This window comes from Paenibacillus sp. JNUCC-31 (assembly GCF_014844075.1).
Classification (GTDB): Bacteria; Bacillota; Bacilli; order Paenibacillales; family Paenibacillaceae; genus Paenibacillus.
In genome coordinates this window covers 3,299,893-3,317,724 of record NZ_CP062165.1, presented here as the reverse complement: position 1 = coordinate 3,317,724, position 17,832 = coordinate 3,299,893, and the positions used below count along the sequence as shown (strand labels likewise).

Here is a 17,832-nt window from a genome sequence, read left to right as displayed (position 1 = left end):
AGTAGTATCTAAATATCGGTTGATCGTCCTTCCCAGCGCTGGAACCAAGTAGTGCAAAGGAACAAAAGGATTATGGTTCCCGGAATACACACCCTGATTCCAGCATTCAGTCCCGATACAGCATCGGATAACGAGATATCTGAAGCATGGATTGTCCACAGCGAGATGAAGCGGACGCCCCATGCGAAGGGAATGTAGGGCCAGATGGCATCACCCAGCCCGGTGAGCATTAAAGCTGCCACCAGACTCCCCGCTATTCCTACCCCGATAGAGGCGCCTCTTCCAAAGCGCAGGCTGATCGCCAGGTGAAGAAGATAGAGAAATATATTGCTACCGAACAGAATAACTGCCCCGGCAAGGTAAAAGGCCATTCCCATTCTGTCCTGATGCAAAATCCGGCCAAATCCAAGTCCAAACAGACTGTAGGCAAGCATGACAGCCGCAAACCCAAACATCAACAGGAGCAGCAGCTTGCTTGTAAAGGCTGCAATCTTACTCGCTGGTAGTGCCAGCATACCTTGAAAATGTCCCGCATTAGCCTCCTGTTCAACCGCCATGGAACAAACCAGCCCGATTAGGATAGGAAATGCGCATCCCAGGGACTGCATAAACGCCAGCACCTTATCATTTACACTCCATGGGGAGTACGAATAATAAGCTAAGAATACGCTAACCCCGACCAGCGGAGCAAGTAGATGAATGAGGAGAAACGGTGTGTGCCGACTTTTGAGGAGATCCGCTCTTAACAATCCTGGTATGAAATTCATGCTACTTCGCCTCCTGTTTGTGAAACCATCGTGCTGTAAGGAGGGAGAGCAATATGAACCAGGCCACGGAGATCAGGACATCTGGAAGCATCATGCTGGTGCTTCTCAGCGGGCTGTCCGCGGGTACAGGAAGTCCATTCGGCAGGATGGACAGAACCGGGCACATGAGCCTGAAAGTAATCGAATAAGGAACATAATCCCATATTCCTCCACTATTGAATGCAACGATACCAAGGATATTGCCGCACATATTAAGCAGAACAGCGGCGAATAATCCCAGACGCGTAGCCAGGAACAGACACAGTGGAATCTGCCACAGTATAGTAAGGAAGATCAGGAAGCTGCCCGCTGCGCTGTTCAGCAGGGGTATGGTTTGGCCAAACAACATTCCTCCTAACGTAATGCCGATCAGGAACAGGAAAAGTGTCGCCAAGAGCCACTGCATAATTGCGATGATTTTCCCAGCCCAAAGTTTCCTTGGGTCAATGGGCAGAGCCAACAGTCCACGGTATTTCATCTTGGCATCCTTTTGTAGAGCAAGTGAACAGGCAAGGGAAAGTGACCCAGGCAAAAGCATCGTGTACCACCAGTTGTAAGCGCCCGTTTGGAAGAGACGTCCGCCCATTAGAACAGCGCAAAGGAGTAAAGTGAATACAGGGGCAAGCCAGACAAGCTTGGGGATGAAGGTGCGCCGCCATTTCAGACGTTCAGCTTTAATATGACTAAGCATGTGAACCCCCTTCCTTCCGGTTGGCTGCTGCCACCTGCATGAACAAGGTCTCCAGTTCTGGGCCACGAGGGACGCTTCCCTGATAGCCCAGAACTCCGCCAGCAATAATGCCGATCTGATCCGCTACCAATTCAACTTCGGAGAGGATATGACTCGATAAAATAACGGTGATCCCTTGCTTGGGAAAAGAACGGATTAGCTCTCGCAGCTCCTGAATCCCAATCGGGTCCAGCCCGTTCGTCGGTTCGTCCAGAATCAGCAGCTTGGGCTGGTTCAAGAGGGCAATTGCAATTCCCAACCGTTGCTTCATGCCCATGGAAAATTGTCCGGCACGTTTCTTCCCGGTATGAGCCAAATCCACAATGGCGAGCACCTCCTCGATCCGGGACTGCGGCAGCCCGAGGATGAGTGTACGCACTTTGAGATTCTCTCTGGCTGTCAGATTCTCGTACAGCGGCGGCGCCTCAATCAGTGCGCCTATTCCGTTCAAGTCCTTACGAGTCCATTCATGGCCATGAATGCGAATGCTTCCGGAGTCGGGGCGTAGCATGCCTGTGATCATTTTGAGCGTAGTCGATTTGCCTGCGCCATTTGGACCCAAGAGCCCGTAGATCGAGTTATAAGGTACTTCCAACGATACGTTGTTAACGGCTGGTTGGCGCTTAAAGCTTTTGCATAGATCATGAGTTTCTAAAATAATGTCCGACATAGTTTTATATCATCCTTTCTAGTTCCACAGTCTAAAGGGAAATTCTAAGGATTCTGTAAGGGGTGTTAATACGGGCTGGAGGAGGGGACAAGTGAGGTCATTCTCATGATTGAGATGAATGAGCCTTTAACACTTGCCAGCGGCCAATACCGAAGGTAAAAAAGCTTCTGTCCAGTCGTACGCAGCTAATGAAGTGGCGAGAGAGTGTGTGATATATTGGGATTAATTATTGCAACCATCGGTCATAAGTGTGTGTATACGATAGCTTTATGATAAGGATCATTCTCCTGGGAGGGATTGAGTTGCAACAGCGATTTAAGTATAGGGCCATCTTCCATGCAGTCGGAGTGGAGTTTGATGCTCTATAGCTGGAGGAGTTGTGATTACCTGTTAAGACTTTGTTTCGCATAAGGGGAGGATTAGCATGAAGTGGGGAGAAGTTCTTACGGTGCATGTGGTGATAGGGGAAACTGTCAATTTGCAGAACGACAGCGGTGACTCGGTCGTCATGATTTCTTTTACAGGTCATGCGACAGGGAGGTACTTTCAGGGAATCATACTTGGTGGAGCAACGGATACCCAAATCATTGGACAACATGGGGACAAGCACAGCTTGTCAGCAAGGTACATGCTTCGGGGAACGGATTATACAGGTCAGGACTGTGAACTATACATTGAGAATAATGGGGAGATCCACGAACAGCTGGAAGGTGTGTTGTTCCGTACATCTCCCAGAATCATTACAAACAGCAAAGCCTTGTCTTTTTTAAATAGTGACATACTGGTTGGGGAAGGGCTGCAAGCCGAGGCTGGAGTAGATATCAAAATTTACAGTGCGGTATGAGCCAACAGTAAAACACACATCGACGGCCTTCAAAGGCTACCCGTAATACCCCTCTATTCATTACCAAATGTATAGCTTTTAAGTATTCATATGTTAGTTCTATATTTTACATGAATAGCTACTGGTTTGTCGTTTACGCCCCTTACTTTCGATGTTATACTCACAATATTCCAAAAGAAATTGTGAAAACATGTCGAATTGAGGCTAAATAGGATGATTACATATAAAATTGAAGACGGTAAAACGATCATCCTTATTCCATCTCTTGAGCCAGATGAGAGACTTCTGGCCTATGTAGGGCAATTGCGAGAATATGACTTGACCGATATTGTGATTGTGGACGATGGGTCTGGTGAAGCGTACCAGCCGATTTTCGAGGAACTTAGGGAGAACGGGTGTGTCCTGCTGCGGCATACGGAAAATCTGGGGAAGGGTGCTGCACTCAAGACCGGATTCCAGTATATTGGGCAGCAGTTCGATGCGTCTTCCTTTGTCGTCACTGCAGATTCAGACGGACAGCATGCACCAGAGGATGTATACCGACTTGCCAAAGAAACCAGGCGTCATCCTGATGCGTTGGTTCTCGGGGTAAGGGACTTCAGCGAGGGAGGCATACCGCCGAAGTCCTTGCTGGGCAATCGGATGACATCCTCTATTTTTGCTATGCTTTACGGCAAAAAGCTGTCAGATACCCAGACCGGGCTTCGTGCTTTTGGCCCCGGTTTGCTTGCATTCATGCAAGATGTCCGCGGCACCCGGTTCGAATACGAGCTGCAAATGCTCATCTCATGCATTCAGTCCGGCATACCGATTCATACCATGCCGATTCAAGTCATCTATGAGAATGGAAATGCAGGAACACACTTTAAAGCGATCCAGGACAGTGCTCGGGTGATGGGTGTGCTGTTTTCCAATTTCCTGCGATTTATTTCCTCTTCGGTTGCGAGTTCTGTAGTTGATTTGGGGATTGCATGGTTTTTAATCGACTTTTTGCGGCCCATATTGGGTCAGCAGGATTATCTAAGAATTCTGCTCGCAACCGTGATCGCGAGAATTCTTTCCATTGTGGTCAACTATGTACTGAACAGGCACTTTGTATTCCGCAAAGAGGATAGTCAGGGCAGTCTATGGCGTTATTTGTCGTTGTGCGGATTAATCATCCTGCTGTCCAGTACCGGTGTATATTTGTTCCATACGATTTTCTTCGTGGACGAGAAAATAGCGAAATTCGTCTGTGATGCCTTGCTGTTCCTGCTCAGTTTTCAATTGCAGCGAAGATGGGTATTTGCAGCAAGGAGGAAGCAGCTGTAGTGCAAAACGAAAAAAGGCAACATATTTTCTTTATTATCACCATGATCCTGATGTCGATTTATTTGTTATGGCGGATGTTCTTTACACTGCCATGGGGAGAAGGCGTACTGAATGTCATCTTCGGCATTCTGCTCATTGTGGCTGAGACGGTTACCGTACTGACCACCTTTGAATTGTTCTTTCAAAAGATGCAAAAGGCACGTACACAACTCGACTTTCCCATCGTTCCTCCAGAATATTATCCGGATGTGGATGTTTTCATTGCCACCCACAACGAGCCGGTTGATCTGTTGTATAAAACCGTAAACGCCTGTACGTTCATGGACTATCCGGACAAGCAAAAGGTCCATATTTATATATGTGACGATGGCGGAAGACCTGAGGTAGAGGAGCTTGCGAAGCAGTTCGGTGTAGGTTATATGGGCTTCCCCGGCAACAAGCATGCCAAATCAGGTAACCTGAATAATGCCCTGAGCAAAACCTCTTCCCCACTCATTGCAACCTTTGATGCAGATATGATTCCGCAACACACCTTTTTGATGAAAACCGTCCCGTATTTCCTGCTCTCCACTTTTATAGAAGAGAACGGGCAATGGCGGCTTCGCCGTGAGGATGAAAAGGATAAGAAATTCAAGCTGGGGCTGGTACAGACCCCTCAGAGCTTCTACAATCCGGATCTATTCCAGTTTAACCTTTATGCAGAACAAGGAATCCCGAATGAACAAGATTTCTTCTCCAGAGAAGTGAATATCCTGCGTAATGCCTCCAATGCGGTAGCCTATACAGGAAGCAATACGATCATTTCGCGCCAAGGCATGGAAGATATTGGAGGTTTTCCGCTGAATACGATCACCGAGGACTTTGAGACAAGCATCCGCTTACAGCAGGAAGGCTATATTACCTACGCAACTCAAGAGGTTCAAGCTGCGGGACAGACCACGACAACCGTTCCGAGCATGATTAAACAGCGGATTCGCTGGGCAAGGGGGATTATTCAGAGCCTGCAGAATACGCGTGCTCCCTTATCCGAGAAGCTTCCTTTCTGGACGAGAGTGACCTATTTGAGCAGTTTCTTATACTGGTGGTCCTTCTTTAACCGATTGATTTTCATTTTGGCGCCCATTTTATTTGCGCTATTTGACTTCAAGATTGTAAACACAACCTTCTGGCAAATCTTAATATTCTGGCTTCCATCCTATTTCTTCTACAGCGTATCGATGCGTTATTTGTCCAGCAATATTCGGAATCAGCGCTGGAGTCAGGTGATTGATACCATATTTATGCCTTACCTGATCTGGCCGGTTCTCCTTGAAACGCTGGGCATTCGTGAGAAAAAATTCAAGGTGACGAACAAAAGCAGAGCCAAAGGTCGAAAATGGATGTCTGCCCTGTTATATGCACTTCCGCATATCTTCCTGCTCCTGCTTTCGATTGCGGCGGTGATTCGGTATGTTAACGGCAAGTATGGTATTGCACTGTTCTTCAGCAGTATCATTATTTTCTGGCTCATTCACAACATGATTGCGCTGTGTTATGCCCTGTTCTTCATGATTGGCCGCCGTGCGTATCGGGAGACGGAGCGGATTCGGGCACAAGAGGATGTAATGATCCACGACCAGGATACGAATCTTCGTTATCAGGCCAAGACCGTAGATGTATCTGAGAATGGGATTGCCTTTTATGTCCCATATCCCATCTATTTGCCGGAACAGAAGACAATCTCTCTTACTGTAAAATCGGAGCGGTATGAGGCCAATCTTAATGCGGTCATCGTTTATGTGAAACAGGATGGAGAGGGCTGGCGCTATTCTGCAACGGTTCAGCCCATGGACGAGACGGATAACCGCCAATATATGCAAATCATCTATGACCGTAAACACTCGTTGCCTGAGCAGATGAATTTATGGGATACGGCTTACGACGATATGCTTCGCAATGTGAAGAAACGTATTGTTCAACCTAGATCGGATCAGCGAAAAATGCCGAGGCTTTCCTTGCAGTATCCCGTTACGTTTACCAATGATGCGGGCTGTACGCTGCGCAGCTTCAATTATCGTTTCTTTTCCGCCACGGGTCTCCATGGTGACATGGCGGCAGGAGCGATCGTTACTTTTTATACCCAAAGCAATATTAAAGTCATTTTGCAGCATACCGGGAAAACAACAGCCAATCGTCGCGAAGTGCTTCTCTCGGTGGAGAATATGGATGACATCGTGGAGCGCGGTTTGATTGATCAATTGCTGAGCGATTTGACCCATTCACATACCGAACGTTTCACCAGAGAGGGTTAGGAGAGATAGAGATGCTGTTTATGCTTCAACTTGTGATGGGAGTTTTATTGATATTCTCCTTTATTGGTTACATGCAGTTTGTTCGAAAGGCACTGTCCATACGTTGGGAGTTTACCCCTGTATTTGTGTTTTCCTCCATAGCATGTCTAGTCTTTCTTTTCGGTTTGGCAGGGCAGCTCTACATCGGCAGTCTTGTCCTTCTTATCGTCGGATTATTATTGTATGGAGGAATGGTGTTTCTCGGATTGCGCCGAGGGACATCCTTTCGCATTTCTTTTTCCTTATTCCAATGTTCATTTCTGGCCGGGGCTTTCATCTTCTTGCTGGTACTCTTCCAGAACCAATTGACGCATTACGATAATTTTTCGCACTGGGCGATTGTCTTGAAGCAGATGCTCAGCACAGATGCTTTTCCGACCCCGGATTCGAACCTAATTGATTTTAAAAATTATCCGCTAGGGACTTCATCCTTTATTTATTTTGTTTGTCGCTTTATGGGGCATGACCAGTCTGTGATGCTACTGGCACAAGGTCTGCTGATCTTTTCCTGTTTTTACGCCATGTTCGGCATCGTTTCCGAGAAGAAGCGTTTTCTACTGTATGCGTTTCTCGGACTTGGGTTATCTACACTGTCCTTCTTCAACCTAACGATTCGGATTACCAATCTGCTCGTCGATTTCTTGCTCCCCATCTATGCGCTGGCCATCCTGGCGGCGGTATATCAGTATCGTCATGATATCAAACGAGCATGTATAATCGTGCTCCCGCTTGCAGGTGTGCTGACCGTCATCAAAAGCACAGGCATTATTTTCGCAGCCATCGGCCTCATCTTCCTGGTGTATACCTGGCTAAAACACAGACAAAAGTTGAGCTGGAAAACGGCGCTGGCTGTTATTGGAGCTATCTGCGGTTCACTGATTCCATACTTCGGCTGGAGCTGGCGAATGGCAACGGTATTTCAGGGTGTCGATAACAAATTTGATGTGGCCACTTCCGGAATTCAATCCGGCAAAACGGCGGAGCAGATGCAAGAAATTCTGTGGCTTTTCTTAAAATCGAGTACGGATATTACGACACGACCAGTCATCGGTATTGTCATTTTCCAGCTTATAGCGATTGCAGCTTCGATCTTTGCCTATGTGGTGCTCAAGAAGAAGTGGAATCTGTGGAAAGCACTGATTGCACTGGATGTCGTATTGTTGCTGTATTATGCGGGGATTCTGGCGTTGTATCTCTTTTCCATGCCGCTGGATGAAGCCATCAGGCTGGCAGGCTTTGAGCGTTATGCGTCGAGTATCGTGGTGCTGTTCGCGGGTGGGCTGGTGCTGTGCGCTGCGATCGACCTGGAACGTTCATTCCACTATCGGATTGGTGAAGTGCCTGATTATCAAGCCTTTAAGACGGTCAAGACGAAGGGTCATTATCAAAAAGGAATTATTGGCTGTATGGCGATTGCCGCCACCATCCTTTTATCGGAATACAACGGGATCGTCTCGATTGCCAAAACCTACGATACGACGCTCCCTTACAAAATCCATGCGGTTACCGGTGATCGGTGGTATAAAGGTGGCCAGGAGGACAGCAACAGATATCTGTTCTACGCCTCGGATAGGGACCTACAGGTCACGAATTATTACATGCAGTATGTCGGGAAGTATTTCTTGTACGCTCCGCATGTGGACGGGATTGTCTTGTTCTATGAGGATAACATGGATAATCTCCTGAGCGGCTACGATTATCTGGTCGTTGTGGAGACGGATCGTAACGCAAAGTGGTTGCTGAAAAAGCACTATGGCATTGACATGCAGGAGGGGATCTACAAGATTACCCGTTCCGGAGAACGGATCGTTCTTACGTTAACTTGAGATTATTTCAGTGAACTTTGATTTCGGTCATGGCCCTTGTATAATGTAACTAGCCTGGAAATGAAGGGACTGAACTATGCGCAGATATCAATATCTTAAACCTAGCTGTTAATCTATTAATGGGAGGAAAAAGTATTGATTACTGAGTTACACACAGAACGTTTACATTTGAGAAAAATGAAGGAATCGGATTCTCCGAGCCTGTTTACAATTTGGTCTGATCCGGATATTACTAAATTTATGAATGTTAGTAGTTTTACTGACGTAGAGCAAGCGAAGGAAATGATTCATCTTCTGGATGATCTTTCTCGGGATCGTAAGGCTATTCGTTTCTCCATCATTAAAAAAGAGTCCAACGAAATTATAGGTTCATGCGGTTATAATTCTTTGGATTTTGACAACTTAAAAGCAGAAATTGGATATGATATGGCTAAATCATCTTGGGGAAGAGGATATGCTTCAGAAGCGGTCTCTACTTTGGTAGATCACGCATTCTCATCTTTAAAACTGAACCGAGTCGAAGCAAAGGTTGACCCCGAAAATGTGAATTCTATAAGGCTCTTACAAAAGCTCTGTTTCACATTTGAAGGAACATTTAGAGAATATGAAGGAGTAGAAGGGAAGTTTAACGATCTCCATATGTATTCAAAGTTAATATCAGATTGATCTGATGTTCTCATTGGCATAAGAAAGAGATACATGAGTTTTATATGAGAATGTATTCAAAGAGGCCATTCCAAGTTGGAGTGGCCTCTTTGTTATATACAGCAATATTGATTTAGTCGCATGTAGCTCGTATGCGAGTTATTCAATTAGACTTTTCGTTGCGTTATACATCTGTGAGGCTACTCGTCAACTTCATCTCGGGACATGCGTAAGCGAGCGACAGAGGTACCATATCCAATTTCCTGGTGACCTTCTTCTAATCCTTTGAAGATTCCATCTGCGAAGGCATCCAAGGTTCTCCTTGAGTATGCAGCCCTGCTCCACCCAGATCTGAAGCAAATTTTGCTATCGGGGCATCGGGATACGGTTTTTCGGTAGTTCAACAAGCTGTCGGTGGAAAACCGTTTTGGGTTGCATAACGGACGGTTTCGAAAGCTGCTTCGCGCCTTGTCGTGAGGGGACTGGATGGCATCAAAATGTTGGAGATGATCGAATCGGACCCGACCCGCATGTAATGGTGGAAATCGGGTTTCATGCTTCTTATGGTCGAGTGGTTGTTCAGATTTTGTATAGATTCCTTCAATATAATGAAGATATACGCTTGGGAAAATGGGCGTATTTTGTCATTTAGGGTATGTAAGTGGCGAAGGTAATCGAAGGAGAGCATGATCAAATCCCTGTATGCCCACGGCACTTACCCGCCATCTGGAACCCCGCAAAATTTCGAAGATGTAAAGGGCCGCTGGGATCAAGCAAATAGCATATGTCTATGCGCTTGAGTGTTATAACGGGTAGATGATCTTGCTGTCGCTAAAAATTTCGGAAAAGGAGGAGATTTTGTATTGAAACGAAAACGCACTGTAGGTAAAACTGTGCTATCTTTCTGCCTAGCCGTTTTGCTTGTCTTACAGACTGTGATCTTCCCTGCTGCTACATATGCGGAGAGCGTGCCGGACGATTACGGGACGGCGGCAAGTGAAGCCGACTCGCCGAGCACGGACGAACCGTCGTCGGTACCTGAGGCTGTGTACGATGTGCCGAACAATTTCGTAGTGATGGCGGCAGTCCCGACGGACAAAACGGCGGTGTTTATGGAAGCTAATTCAACCTTTCCGCTGAAGGTGACGCAGGGAACTGACATTGGCCCAGGCGGTACGATTCAGGGCCGACAGGCATTTACTCTCAAGTCAGAAGGTCTCAAAGTACCAGTAAATGGTGACGACCCGAATCCAACCAATGCAGATCCAGGCAAATACATCCAAAAGGGTGACTGGATTGAGCTGAAAAGAGAAGACTACTTCAAGGAAGTGGTGCTGCCAACAGCTACGAAAACCTTGATGGCAACAACTGACTATGGTCTGAAACAGCTGGGCACCGCCTATTTCACCCCGAGCAGCATCAAGATTGTATTTAATGGCGATGATTCGTTTTTCAATGGTATTGGGGTAGCAGTTACCTTCGGCTTTGATACCACTGCCAATTCGGATTTGAATGGCATAGAATACGGCGATACAAAGCCTATCTCGATTTTCGGGGGGGCGTATGAGCTAAAGAACCCGGATGTTACGCCGGATTATAGTATCACGTTGGCTTCGCCAGGAATGATCAGGTGGGACCAGTGGAGCTATCGCGGAATTCAACCTGCACAATTTGTTGAGGGAGCGATTGCTTGGGAGTCAACCGTGTCTGCATTCGATCAGTTTGATAAAACCATCAAATTGCCGCTAGACGGGAAGACATTTTACACGAATCCATCAACTTATAACACCGGCTCCTTTGGAAATGCCCGCGGAATCTATAAGGAGGATTCATTCAAAGTAAATGGTCAGAATGTAACTCCAGACATTGGGGCAGACGGATCGCTGTCTTATACGTTCCCACAGGGAACAGGTGTAGATCCAAAGGTTGAATATAAAACATGGATTCCAAAGGAATCCTATTATTACGAGTACCGGAATCCGCCAGGCAATCTTGGTCGCGGCTATCGGGATATGCAGGGCGTAGTGGAACTGAGACAGGACAGTAAATCCCTGAAATTGGCGGGTCAGGAGATTTCTTTTGCTCCCGACTGGATTCAAGCCAGTGCCTCGTATGACAATCCTAATGAAACAATCACATGGAAGGTCACTGTTAACCAGTATAACAAAAAAGGTTTAAAGGGCTTAACCATCACAAATGCATTACCTGCTGGGCTGGACTTTTTATCAGCTGAATGGCAGACATGGGTGGATGGCGTTGCATCTGAGGTAAAACCAATTACACCGGATGAGAACAGTGTTTATTCCTTTGGGGATATTAACGGTAAAGTGGAACTAGTGATTAAGAGTAAGGTAACAAGCGGTTCCGACTTCAGAATCGACCCGCGTGCCAACTGGAATTTGGACACACCAGGCGGTATTCAGAACAATGATGTGATAACTGGTTTAAGACCTGTCGCAGTAACTGACGAGGCAATCGTTACGATCGGTGCGCATAATTTTACAAAAATAACAAAAAAGGTTTAAAGGGCTTAACCATCACAAATGCATTACCTGCTGGGCTGGACTTTTTATCAGCTGAATGGCAGACATGGGTGGATGGCGTTGCATCTGAGGTAAAACCAATTACACCGGATGAGAACAGTGTTTATTCCTTTGGGGATATTAACGGTAAAGTGGAACTAGTGATTAAGAGTAAGGTAACAAGCGGTTCCGACTTCAGAATCGACCCGCGTGCCAACTGGAATTTGGACACACCAGGCGGTATTCAGAACAATGATGTGATAACTGGTTTAAGACCTGTCGCAGTAACTGACGAGGCAATCGTTACGATCGGTGCGCATAATTTTACAAAAAGCGGATCTGTTTTGACGGAGGACTACAACCTCGGCGCTATCACATGGACTGTCAATCTAGCGCCACAGTATGCCCTGCCAAATGCGGTGGTATACGATGTGCTGGTGCATGGCGGGGATTTGAATGTTTTGAACAACGCTGTGGATGAAACTGGCGAGGTTAGTGCAGAAACCATTGCGAAAATCAAGGCCAATGTCAATACTGCTCAGCTTTGGAAGCAGTATCATGCGGGAACCTTGAAGGGCGTAACCAATGCGAGCAGCTTGACCATGAAAGCCATACCTTTGACGGTGGACGGAAAAGTCGTGGCAGATTTGATTAAGGTGACGGGATACACGGACCAAGCTGCATCCTTCAGCTTCCGTGCACTTGAGACCAACCCGGATATCCTCTTCAGGCAGGATATTAACACAGAGAAAACACGCTTGAATCGGGCTTTGCTCTTTGACGGAGAAACTGTAAAAGCGGCGGAAAATTGGGTGAATCTCCATTTTCATATGTTGAACAAGGATATGCTTACGGCATCCTATCCTATTAAGAAGGACGGAACGGCTGACACATGGTATACTCCGAACAACGTTAACCGCTATATAGGCTATGATGGCTCATCAAGCGGCGACGAATACACTTTGGCTGGTTATGACCGGACAACCAAGACGGTTACCTTCCGCCTAAGCGTCAATATGCCGGGCTACAACACGGTTGAAATGGCGAAAAGCGGCGGAAGCCGGGTCATCACCGATGTGAAGCTGGTGGACACCTTGCCGGAGGGATGGGAGTTCGTTCCGTTTTCCGAGAAGAAGGATTTTGAGCTTTGGAAAGGTTTTTCGGATAATGGCAGCGGCACCGGCTATGGGGTTCGAAACAACGCTGTTTCAATCATCGAGCCGAACGACCCTGCTCATATCGTAAACTTCTCCCATAGCGGCAACGAAGGCACCTTCACCTTCTCTAAATTGGAAGGTCCTTATGTCATTTTGGTAAAGGCAAGACCTTCGAATGAAGCTTTGGGGAAATATTTGGAGGAGTACACGACCAACGGCACAGACAAACAGGTGCTGTATAACAAAGCCGACCTTCATATGACATGGGGCGGAGTGGAGAAGATCCTCTCCGAACAACGTAAGATTATTGTACCTATTCAGACTCTGGGCAAATCGGTAACGAAGCCAGTTCCAGGGGTGCTTGAATGGACGGTGAACTATACCCCGCCATTTAACATGAAGCAGGACGTTTACCTTCAAGATACTCTGGGTGCAGGCATGAATCTGCGTTATGAAGAAAACGGAAAGCTTGTGCTGACAACGCCTAGTATGGCAGTCTATCCTGCTAAACTGACTGCCAGCGGTGCACTAGAACATGAGGGCGCAGCACTGGACTTAAGCGACCCGAATGCTGAAGTTCAGGTAGAAGCTGCACCAGGCGCAGGAGGCACCACAGTTCTAAAATTCAAAATGAACAATCCTAACAAGTTTTACCAGTTTGTATACCAAACAGAGGTTGACCCATCTAAAGCGAAAGCCGGAGACAAAATGGGCAACGAGGTAAAACTGGAGGGCGATGACAATCTGAAATCTGTCAGTGCCAGAAGCGAAAGCACGCTGGACAATTCAGACGTAGCAGGCAGTTCAAGCTCCAACGCCCTGCTGCCCCTGAAAAAGGTAGATCCCAATGGCAATCCGCTAAAAGGCGTAGAGTTTACGCTCTATAAGAAGGATAGCGGAACTCAAATCGCCAAAGGAACAACCGATAGCGGAGGGAAACTTAATCTGCTATTCCCAGATCCAGGCTATTATGAGCTGAAGGAAACTTATATTGACACCAATACTTGGCTACCTACTACAAGAGTTTATCAAGTATATGTAGGGAATACGCCTGGGAAGCCCATCTGGGTAGACGGCGTGAAAGTAACCTCTGACAATCCGTTGGTCGTGCCTACGCCGGCCCAAGGAAAACTCACCATTACCAATAAGGTGGAAGGCAACGGCAGCAATCCGAACAAAGAGTTCGAATACACCGTGAACTTCACCGGCGAGGGCGAGGACGGAGAGTACACCTTTAAGAAGCCAGATGGTGAAGTTAGCGCTGTTAAGTTCAAGAGCGGAGATAAGATCATCCTCAAGAACGGGGAATCTGTTGTATTTCCGACTCTGCCTGCGGGTCTGGTCTATACCGTAAACGAGGCCGATTATACGACCGTTGACGGTTACACGACTAACCCGGAAACGAGAGAGCTGTCAGGCGAAATCGAGGATAAAGGCGATCACAAAGCGGATTTTGTCAACAAACGAGACGTTTATAATCTGACCGTCAGCAATACCGTAACCGGGAGCGGCGCAGAATCGGACAAGCCGTTCAAGTACACCGTGACCTTTGACGGTGCAGGAACGGGTCAAACTTACAATTACGAGTTTTCAGACGGCACGACGGGCACGATCACATCCGGTGCCACTTTCGAGCTCAAGCATGGTGAAACCATTAAAATTAAGGATCTTCCCGACAATTTGAAGTATGATATCACACAGAATGATTACAAGAACGACGGCTACGCGACCACCCCTGCACTGTCTGATGAGGGAGTCATGGCGGGCGCCGATCGTAAAGCGGATTTCGTTAATGAACGGACCGTCAGCAAGCTGACCATCAGCAATACAGTCATGGGTAATGGCGGCGAAAAGACGAAGGCGTTCGAGTACACCGTCATCTTTGAGGATGCAGGCAAGGATGGAAGCTACTCTTACGAAAAGTCGGACGGTAGCAAAGGTACGATCAAGACCGGCGAATCCTTCACACTCAAGGATGGAGATAAACTGGATATTTCGGGTCTCCCTAAGAATCTGAAATACACAGTTACCCAGAAAGACTACACAACCGATGAATACATGACTACTCCTCAGGAACGGTACCATACCGGAGTCATGAAAGGCACTGATGAAGATGCCCCGTTCACGAACATACGAGTCTTGAAGGGCGGCCTGCTCATCAGCAACACGGTTAAAGGCAAAGACGACGACAAGACAAAGCTGTTCAAGTACAAGGTCACCTTCACAGGCGAGGGATCGGAAGAATCCTACGCCTATGAGAAGTCGGACGGCACCAAGGGCATGATTAAGAGCGGAGACACTTTCGAACTTACAGATGGCCAGACGCTCGTTGTGCAAGGACTTCCGAAGTATCTCGAGTACAAAGTGACCCAGAATGATTATTCGGAAGACGGCTATGTGACGGATCCTGAAGATCTTGTTCGGACAGGCACCATTCCGGAGAAGAAAGCAGCCGAAGCACACTTCTTCAATACCCGCCCATATCTGGAAGGCGTACTGCGTGACAACAACACAGGCGAAATCATTCCGAACGCGGAAATCATCGTGACGAACAAGAAGACCAACGAACAGCAAACGATTCGGACGAATGAGAATGGTGAATATTCTGTCCCAGCTACAGCGGATACCAACTATACGATCACTTATACGAAGTTGTATCATGTAGGCGGGAAGGATGTCCCTGTCGAGTTCACGCAAAAAGCAACTGTGGACAACGGCGTGACGGACGAGACCGTTCCGGCGGACATTACAGCGGTAGGGATCGTTCTGTTCAAGCAGCTGAATGGAACCAAAGAGCTGTTCAACGATTCGATTACCAGCCAGATGTATATCTATTTAAAAGACAAGGACGGCAATTATATTCAGGAGAACGGTCATCCTAAGGCGTTCCCGATGGCTTCGAATGGAACTTTCTCCGTGGAAGGGCTTAGCGAGCAGCAGTATACCATGGAAGTTCGCTATCAAGCTGAAACTGGCGAGGAACTGCTCTTCAACGTGACGAAGCTGAACGTGAAGGCTAACGGAGAGCTGAATATTTCCGAGGCATTGGTCGATCCTTACGGTACGGTTTATGATGAAACGACAGGAGATGCCATCACTGGCAAGAAAATTGAAGGAGCCACAGTTACCCTGTATTATGCGGATACGCAGCGGAATAGAGATAAAGGCCGCATTCCGGATACGAAAGTAACGCTTCCTCCGGTTCCGAATTTTGCGCCACACGACAACAAGAGTCCGGAGCAGGATAGCGACGCAAATGGCTTCTATGCATACATGGTGTTTCCTGAAGCGGATTACTATCTGGTCGTAACGAAGGACGGATACGAGACGTACAAGAGTGATACGATTTCTGTCGATTTTGACATTGTCAGAAAAGACGTGCCAATGAAGTCGATAAACACTGGCGGCGTACCAGGCCCTGTTAACCCTGGGCCAGAGCCGGTAAATCCAGGCCCTGTTAACCCTGCTCCAGAGCCGGTAAATCCAGGCCCTGTTAACCCTGCTCCAGAGCCAGTGAATCCAGGCCCTGTTAACCCTGCTCCAGAGCCGGTGAATCCAGGCCCTGTTAGCCCTACTCCGGAGCCGGTGAACCCAGGTCCTGCTAACCCTGGACCAGAGCCAGTGAATCCGGGTCCTGTGAACCCTGGACCAGAGCCGGTGAATCCAGGTCCTATCAGCCCTGTTCCTGACCAACCTGGCAATTCCGAGCCTGGCAACGTTAACGATGACAACGGAGTTGGCAATGTCGGCGACTTAACCGATAAGGGTGAGGGCAATGCAAATAACGAGCTGGACGATGCTCCGCAAACCGGAGACAACAGCGTATCGCCGATCTTCTATATGATTTTGGCGCTGATGTCCATGGTGATCATCGGATTCTGTCTACTCGGCAACAAGAAGAAAAAGCACATCCAGTGACCGGAAAGGCGGTAAGAAAATGAGCAAAACCAAAAAAATTCTTATCGCCGTTTCCTCCCTTGTGTTGGTATTTTCCCTCGTTAATCTAGCAAGAACCTTTCTGGGGGATTATGCTGAGAAACAGAAAATCGAAGAACTGACAAAGGTTTGGGAGGAAGGGTCAGACAAAGGCGGAGGGGATGCATTCCCCTCCCTTTTGTTCAATGAGGCGAATGAGCCGGTCATGCTTCCCGAATTTCGAGAGCTTTACGAGAGGAACTCGGACATCGCCGGCTGGCTGAAGATTGACGGCACCCGAATCGAGTACCCGGTCATGCAGAATCCACAGGATGCGGAGTACTATCTCAATCATGATTTCGATAAAAAGGAAAACAAAGGCGGCCTCCCCTTTTTGGACGAGCATAGTCGGGCCAGCGGTTCGGACATTTTGCTGATTCATGGACACCACATGAAAAGCGGCTGGATGTTTAAAGATTTAATGAAGTACAAGAACGAAAGCTTTTATAAAGAGCATGCTACGTTCCAGTTCAGCACGCTTTACGAGAAGGAAGAGTATGAGATTGTTGCCGTTATTCTGTCAGAAGTTTATCGCAAAACGGACGACGTTTTTAAATACTACCAGATTGAGAATGTAAGTACGCCCGCCGAGTTCGATTCTTATGTTCAGAACATCAAAAAGCTCGCGCTGTATGGCACGGGCGTAACAGCCCAACATGGCGACACGCTTATTGTATTGTCCACGTGCGAGTACTCGACCGAAAATGGACGGTTAGCAGTGATCGCCCGAAAGCGTTAATGAGGATGGTTGAAACACGAAATCAATCTGCTTCATATCGCGTTCTCCCCTTGGAGGACGCGATTTTTTTGCCCCCAAAACTCTGTGGGTTATATCCTTGTCCTTACAATGCCCCTCTCGAAGAATAAAACGACGGTAATCGAGATCCCGGCGAAGAAGAAATAACCTTTTTTCTCCATATAAGAGTCAATCCGAGAACAAAGTTTTGCAAGAAATCACCCTAAATCATCATGTCCAAATATTCCTCTAAACTTAAGGAGAAAATTCCCGATAAAGA

Annotated in this window: 11 protein-coding genes and 1 pseudogene; 8 read left to right on the top strand and 4 right to left on the bottom strand. The window is 47.3% G+C overall.

Annotation, left to right across the window (positions count from 1 at the left end; translation table 11 throughout):
- Positions 1 to 8: 8 nt before the first annotated feature.
- Genes JNUCC31_RS14240 through JNUCC31_RS14230 form a run of 3 tightly spaced genes read right to left on the bottom strand, consistent with a single transcriptional unit; the run spans position 9 to position 2,206 of the window.
- A complete protein-coding gene (locus JNUCC31_RS14240) occupies positions 9 to 767 on the bottom strand; it encodes a lantibiotic immunity ABC transporter MutG family permease subunit (protein WP_192272061.1) in 759 nt (252 codons plus the stop codon).
- 1 nt (position 768) lies between these two features.
- Entirely contained in the window at positions 769 to 1,497 is a 729-nt protein-coding gene (locus tag JNUCC31_RS14235) for a lantibiotic immunity ABC transporter MutE/EpiE family permease subunit (RefSeq protein WP_192272059.1), read from the bottom strand.
- Positions 1,490 to 2,206 (bottom strand): lantibiotic protection ABC transporter ATP-binding protein, encoded by a 717-nt coding sequence (locus JNUCC31_RS14230; protein WP_192272057.1) that lies wholly within the window; start codon positions 2,204 to 2,206, stop codon positions 1,490 to 1,492. The genes JNUCC31_RS14235 and JNUCC31_RS14230 overlap by 8 nt, the downstream gene beginning before the upstream one ends.
- A 424-nt stretch (positions 2,207 to 2,630) precedes the next feature.
- On the opposite strand from JNUCC31_RS14230, the gene JNUCC31_RS14225 reads away from it, so the two are divergent.
- The 5 genes from JNUCC31_RS14225 (at position 2,631) to JNUCC31_RS14205 (ending at position 9,183) form a co-directional block, all read left to right on the top strand.
- Positions 2,631 to 3,050 carry a DUF3237 family protein gene (locus JNUCC31_RS14225; protein ID WP_192272055.1) on the top strand — a complete coding sequence of 140 codons (420 nt, stop codon included), beginning with the start codon at positions 2,631 to 2,633 and terminating at the stop codon, positions 3,048 to 3,050.
- A gap of 213 nt (positions 3,051 to 3,263) precedes the next feature.
- Positions 3,264 to 4,361 carry a bifunctional glycosyltransferase family 2/GtrA family protein gene (locus JNUCC31_RS14220; RefSeq protein WP_192272053.1) on the top strand — a complete coding sequence of 366 codons (1,098 nt, stop codon included), beginning with the start codon at positions 3,264 to 3,266 and terminating at the stop codon, positions 4,359 to 4,361.
- Positions 4,361 to 6,652 carry a glycosyltransferase family 2 protein gene (locus tag JNUCC31_RS14215; protein ID WP_192272051.1) on the top strand — a complete coding sequence of 764 codons (2,292 nt, stop codon included), beginning with the start codon at positions 4,361 to 4,363 and terminating at the stop codon, positions 6,650 to 6,652. The genes JNUCC31_RS14220 and JNUCC31_RS14215 overlap by 1 nt, the downstream gene beginning before the upstream one ends.
- Before the next feature lie 11 nt (positions 6,653 to 6,663).
- Positions 6,664 to 8,517, top strand: coding sequence for a hypothetical protein (locus JNUCC31_RS14210; RefSeq protein ID WP_192272049.1), 1,854 nt, complete (start codon positions 6,664 to 6,666; stop codon positions 8,515 to 8,517).
- 135 nt (positions 8,518 to 8,652) lie between these two features.
- On the top strand, positions 8,653 to 9,183 hold the full coding sequence (locus JNUCC31_RS14205; RefSeq protein ID WP_192272047.1) for a GNAT family N-acetyltransferase: 531 nt from the start codon (positions 8,653 to 8,655) through the stop codon (positions 9,181 to 9,183).
- 138 nt (positions 9,184 to 9,321) lie between these two features.
- Here the strand turns inward: JNUCC31_RS14205 and JNUCC31_RS33340 are convergent.
- Positions 9,322 to 9,517: pseudogene (locus tag JNUCC31_RS33340) on the bottom strand (short-chain dehydrogenase); the annotation flags it as partial.
- A 508-nt stretch (positions 9,518 to 10,025) separates the two neighbouring features.
- On the opposite strand from JNUCC31_RS33340, the gene JNUCC31_RS14200 reads away from it, so the two are divergent.
- The 3 genes from JNUCC31_RS14200 to JNUCC31_RS14190 all read left to right on the top strand — a co-directional run bounded on the left by JNUCC31_RS14200 (position 10,026) and on the right by JNUCC31_RS14190 (position 17,555).
- A complete protein-coding gene (locus JNUCC31_RS14200) occupies positions 10,026 to 11,687 on the top strand; it encodes a hypothetical protein (RefSeq protein ID WP_228469661.1) in 1,662 nt (553 codons plus the stop codon).
- Positions 11,688 to 11,755: 68 nt separating this feature from the next.
- Entirely contained in the window at positions 11,756 to 16,759 is a 5,004-nt protein-coding gene (locus JNUCC31_RS33830) for a DUF7601 domain-containing protein (RefSeq protein WP_267132510.1), read from the top strand.
- Positions 16,760 to 16,778: 19 nt separating this feature from the next.
- Positions 16,779 to 17,555, top strand: coding sequence for a class B sortase (locus JNUCC31_RS14190; protein WP_192272046.1), 777 nt, complete (start codon positions 16,779 to 16,781; stop codon positions 17,553 to 17,555).
- Positions 17,556 to 17,832: the final 277 nt, after the last annotated feature.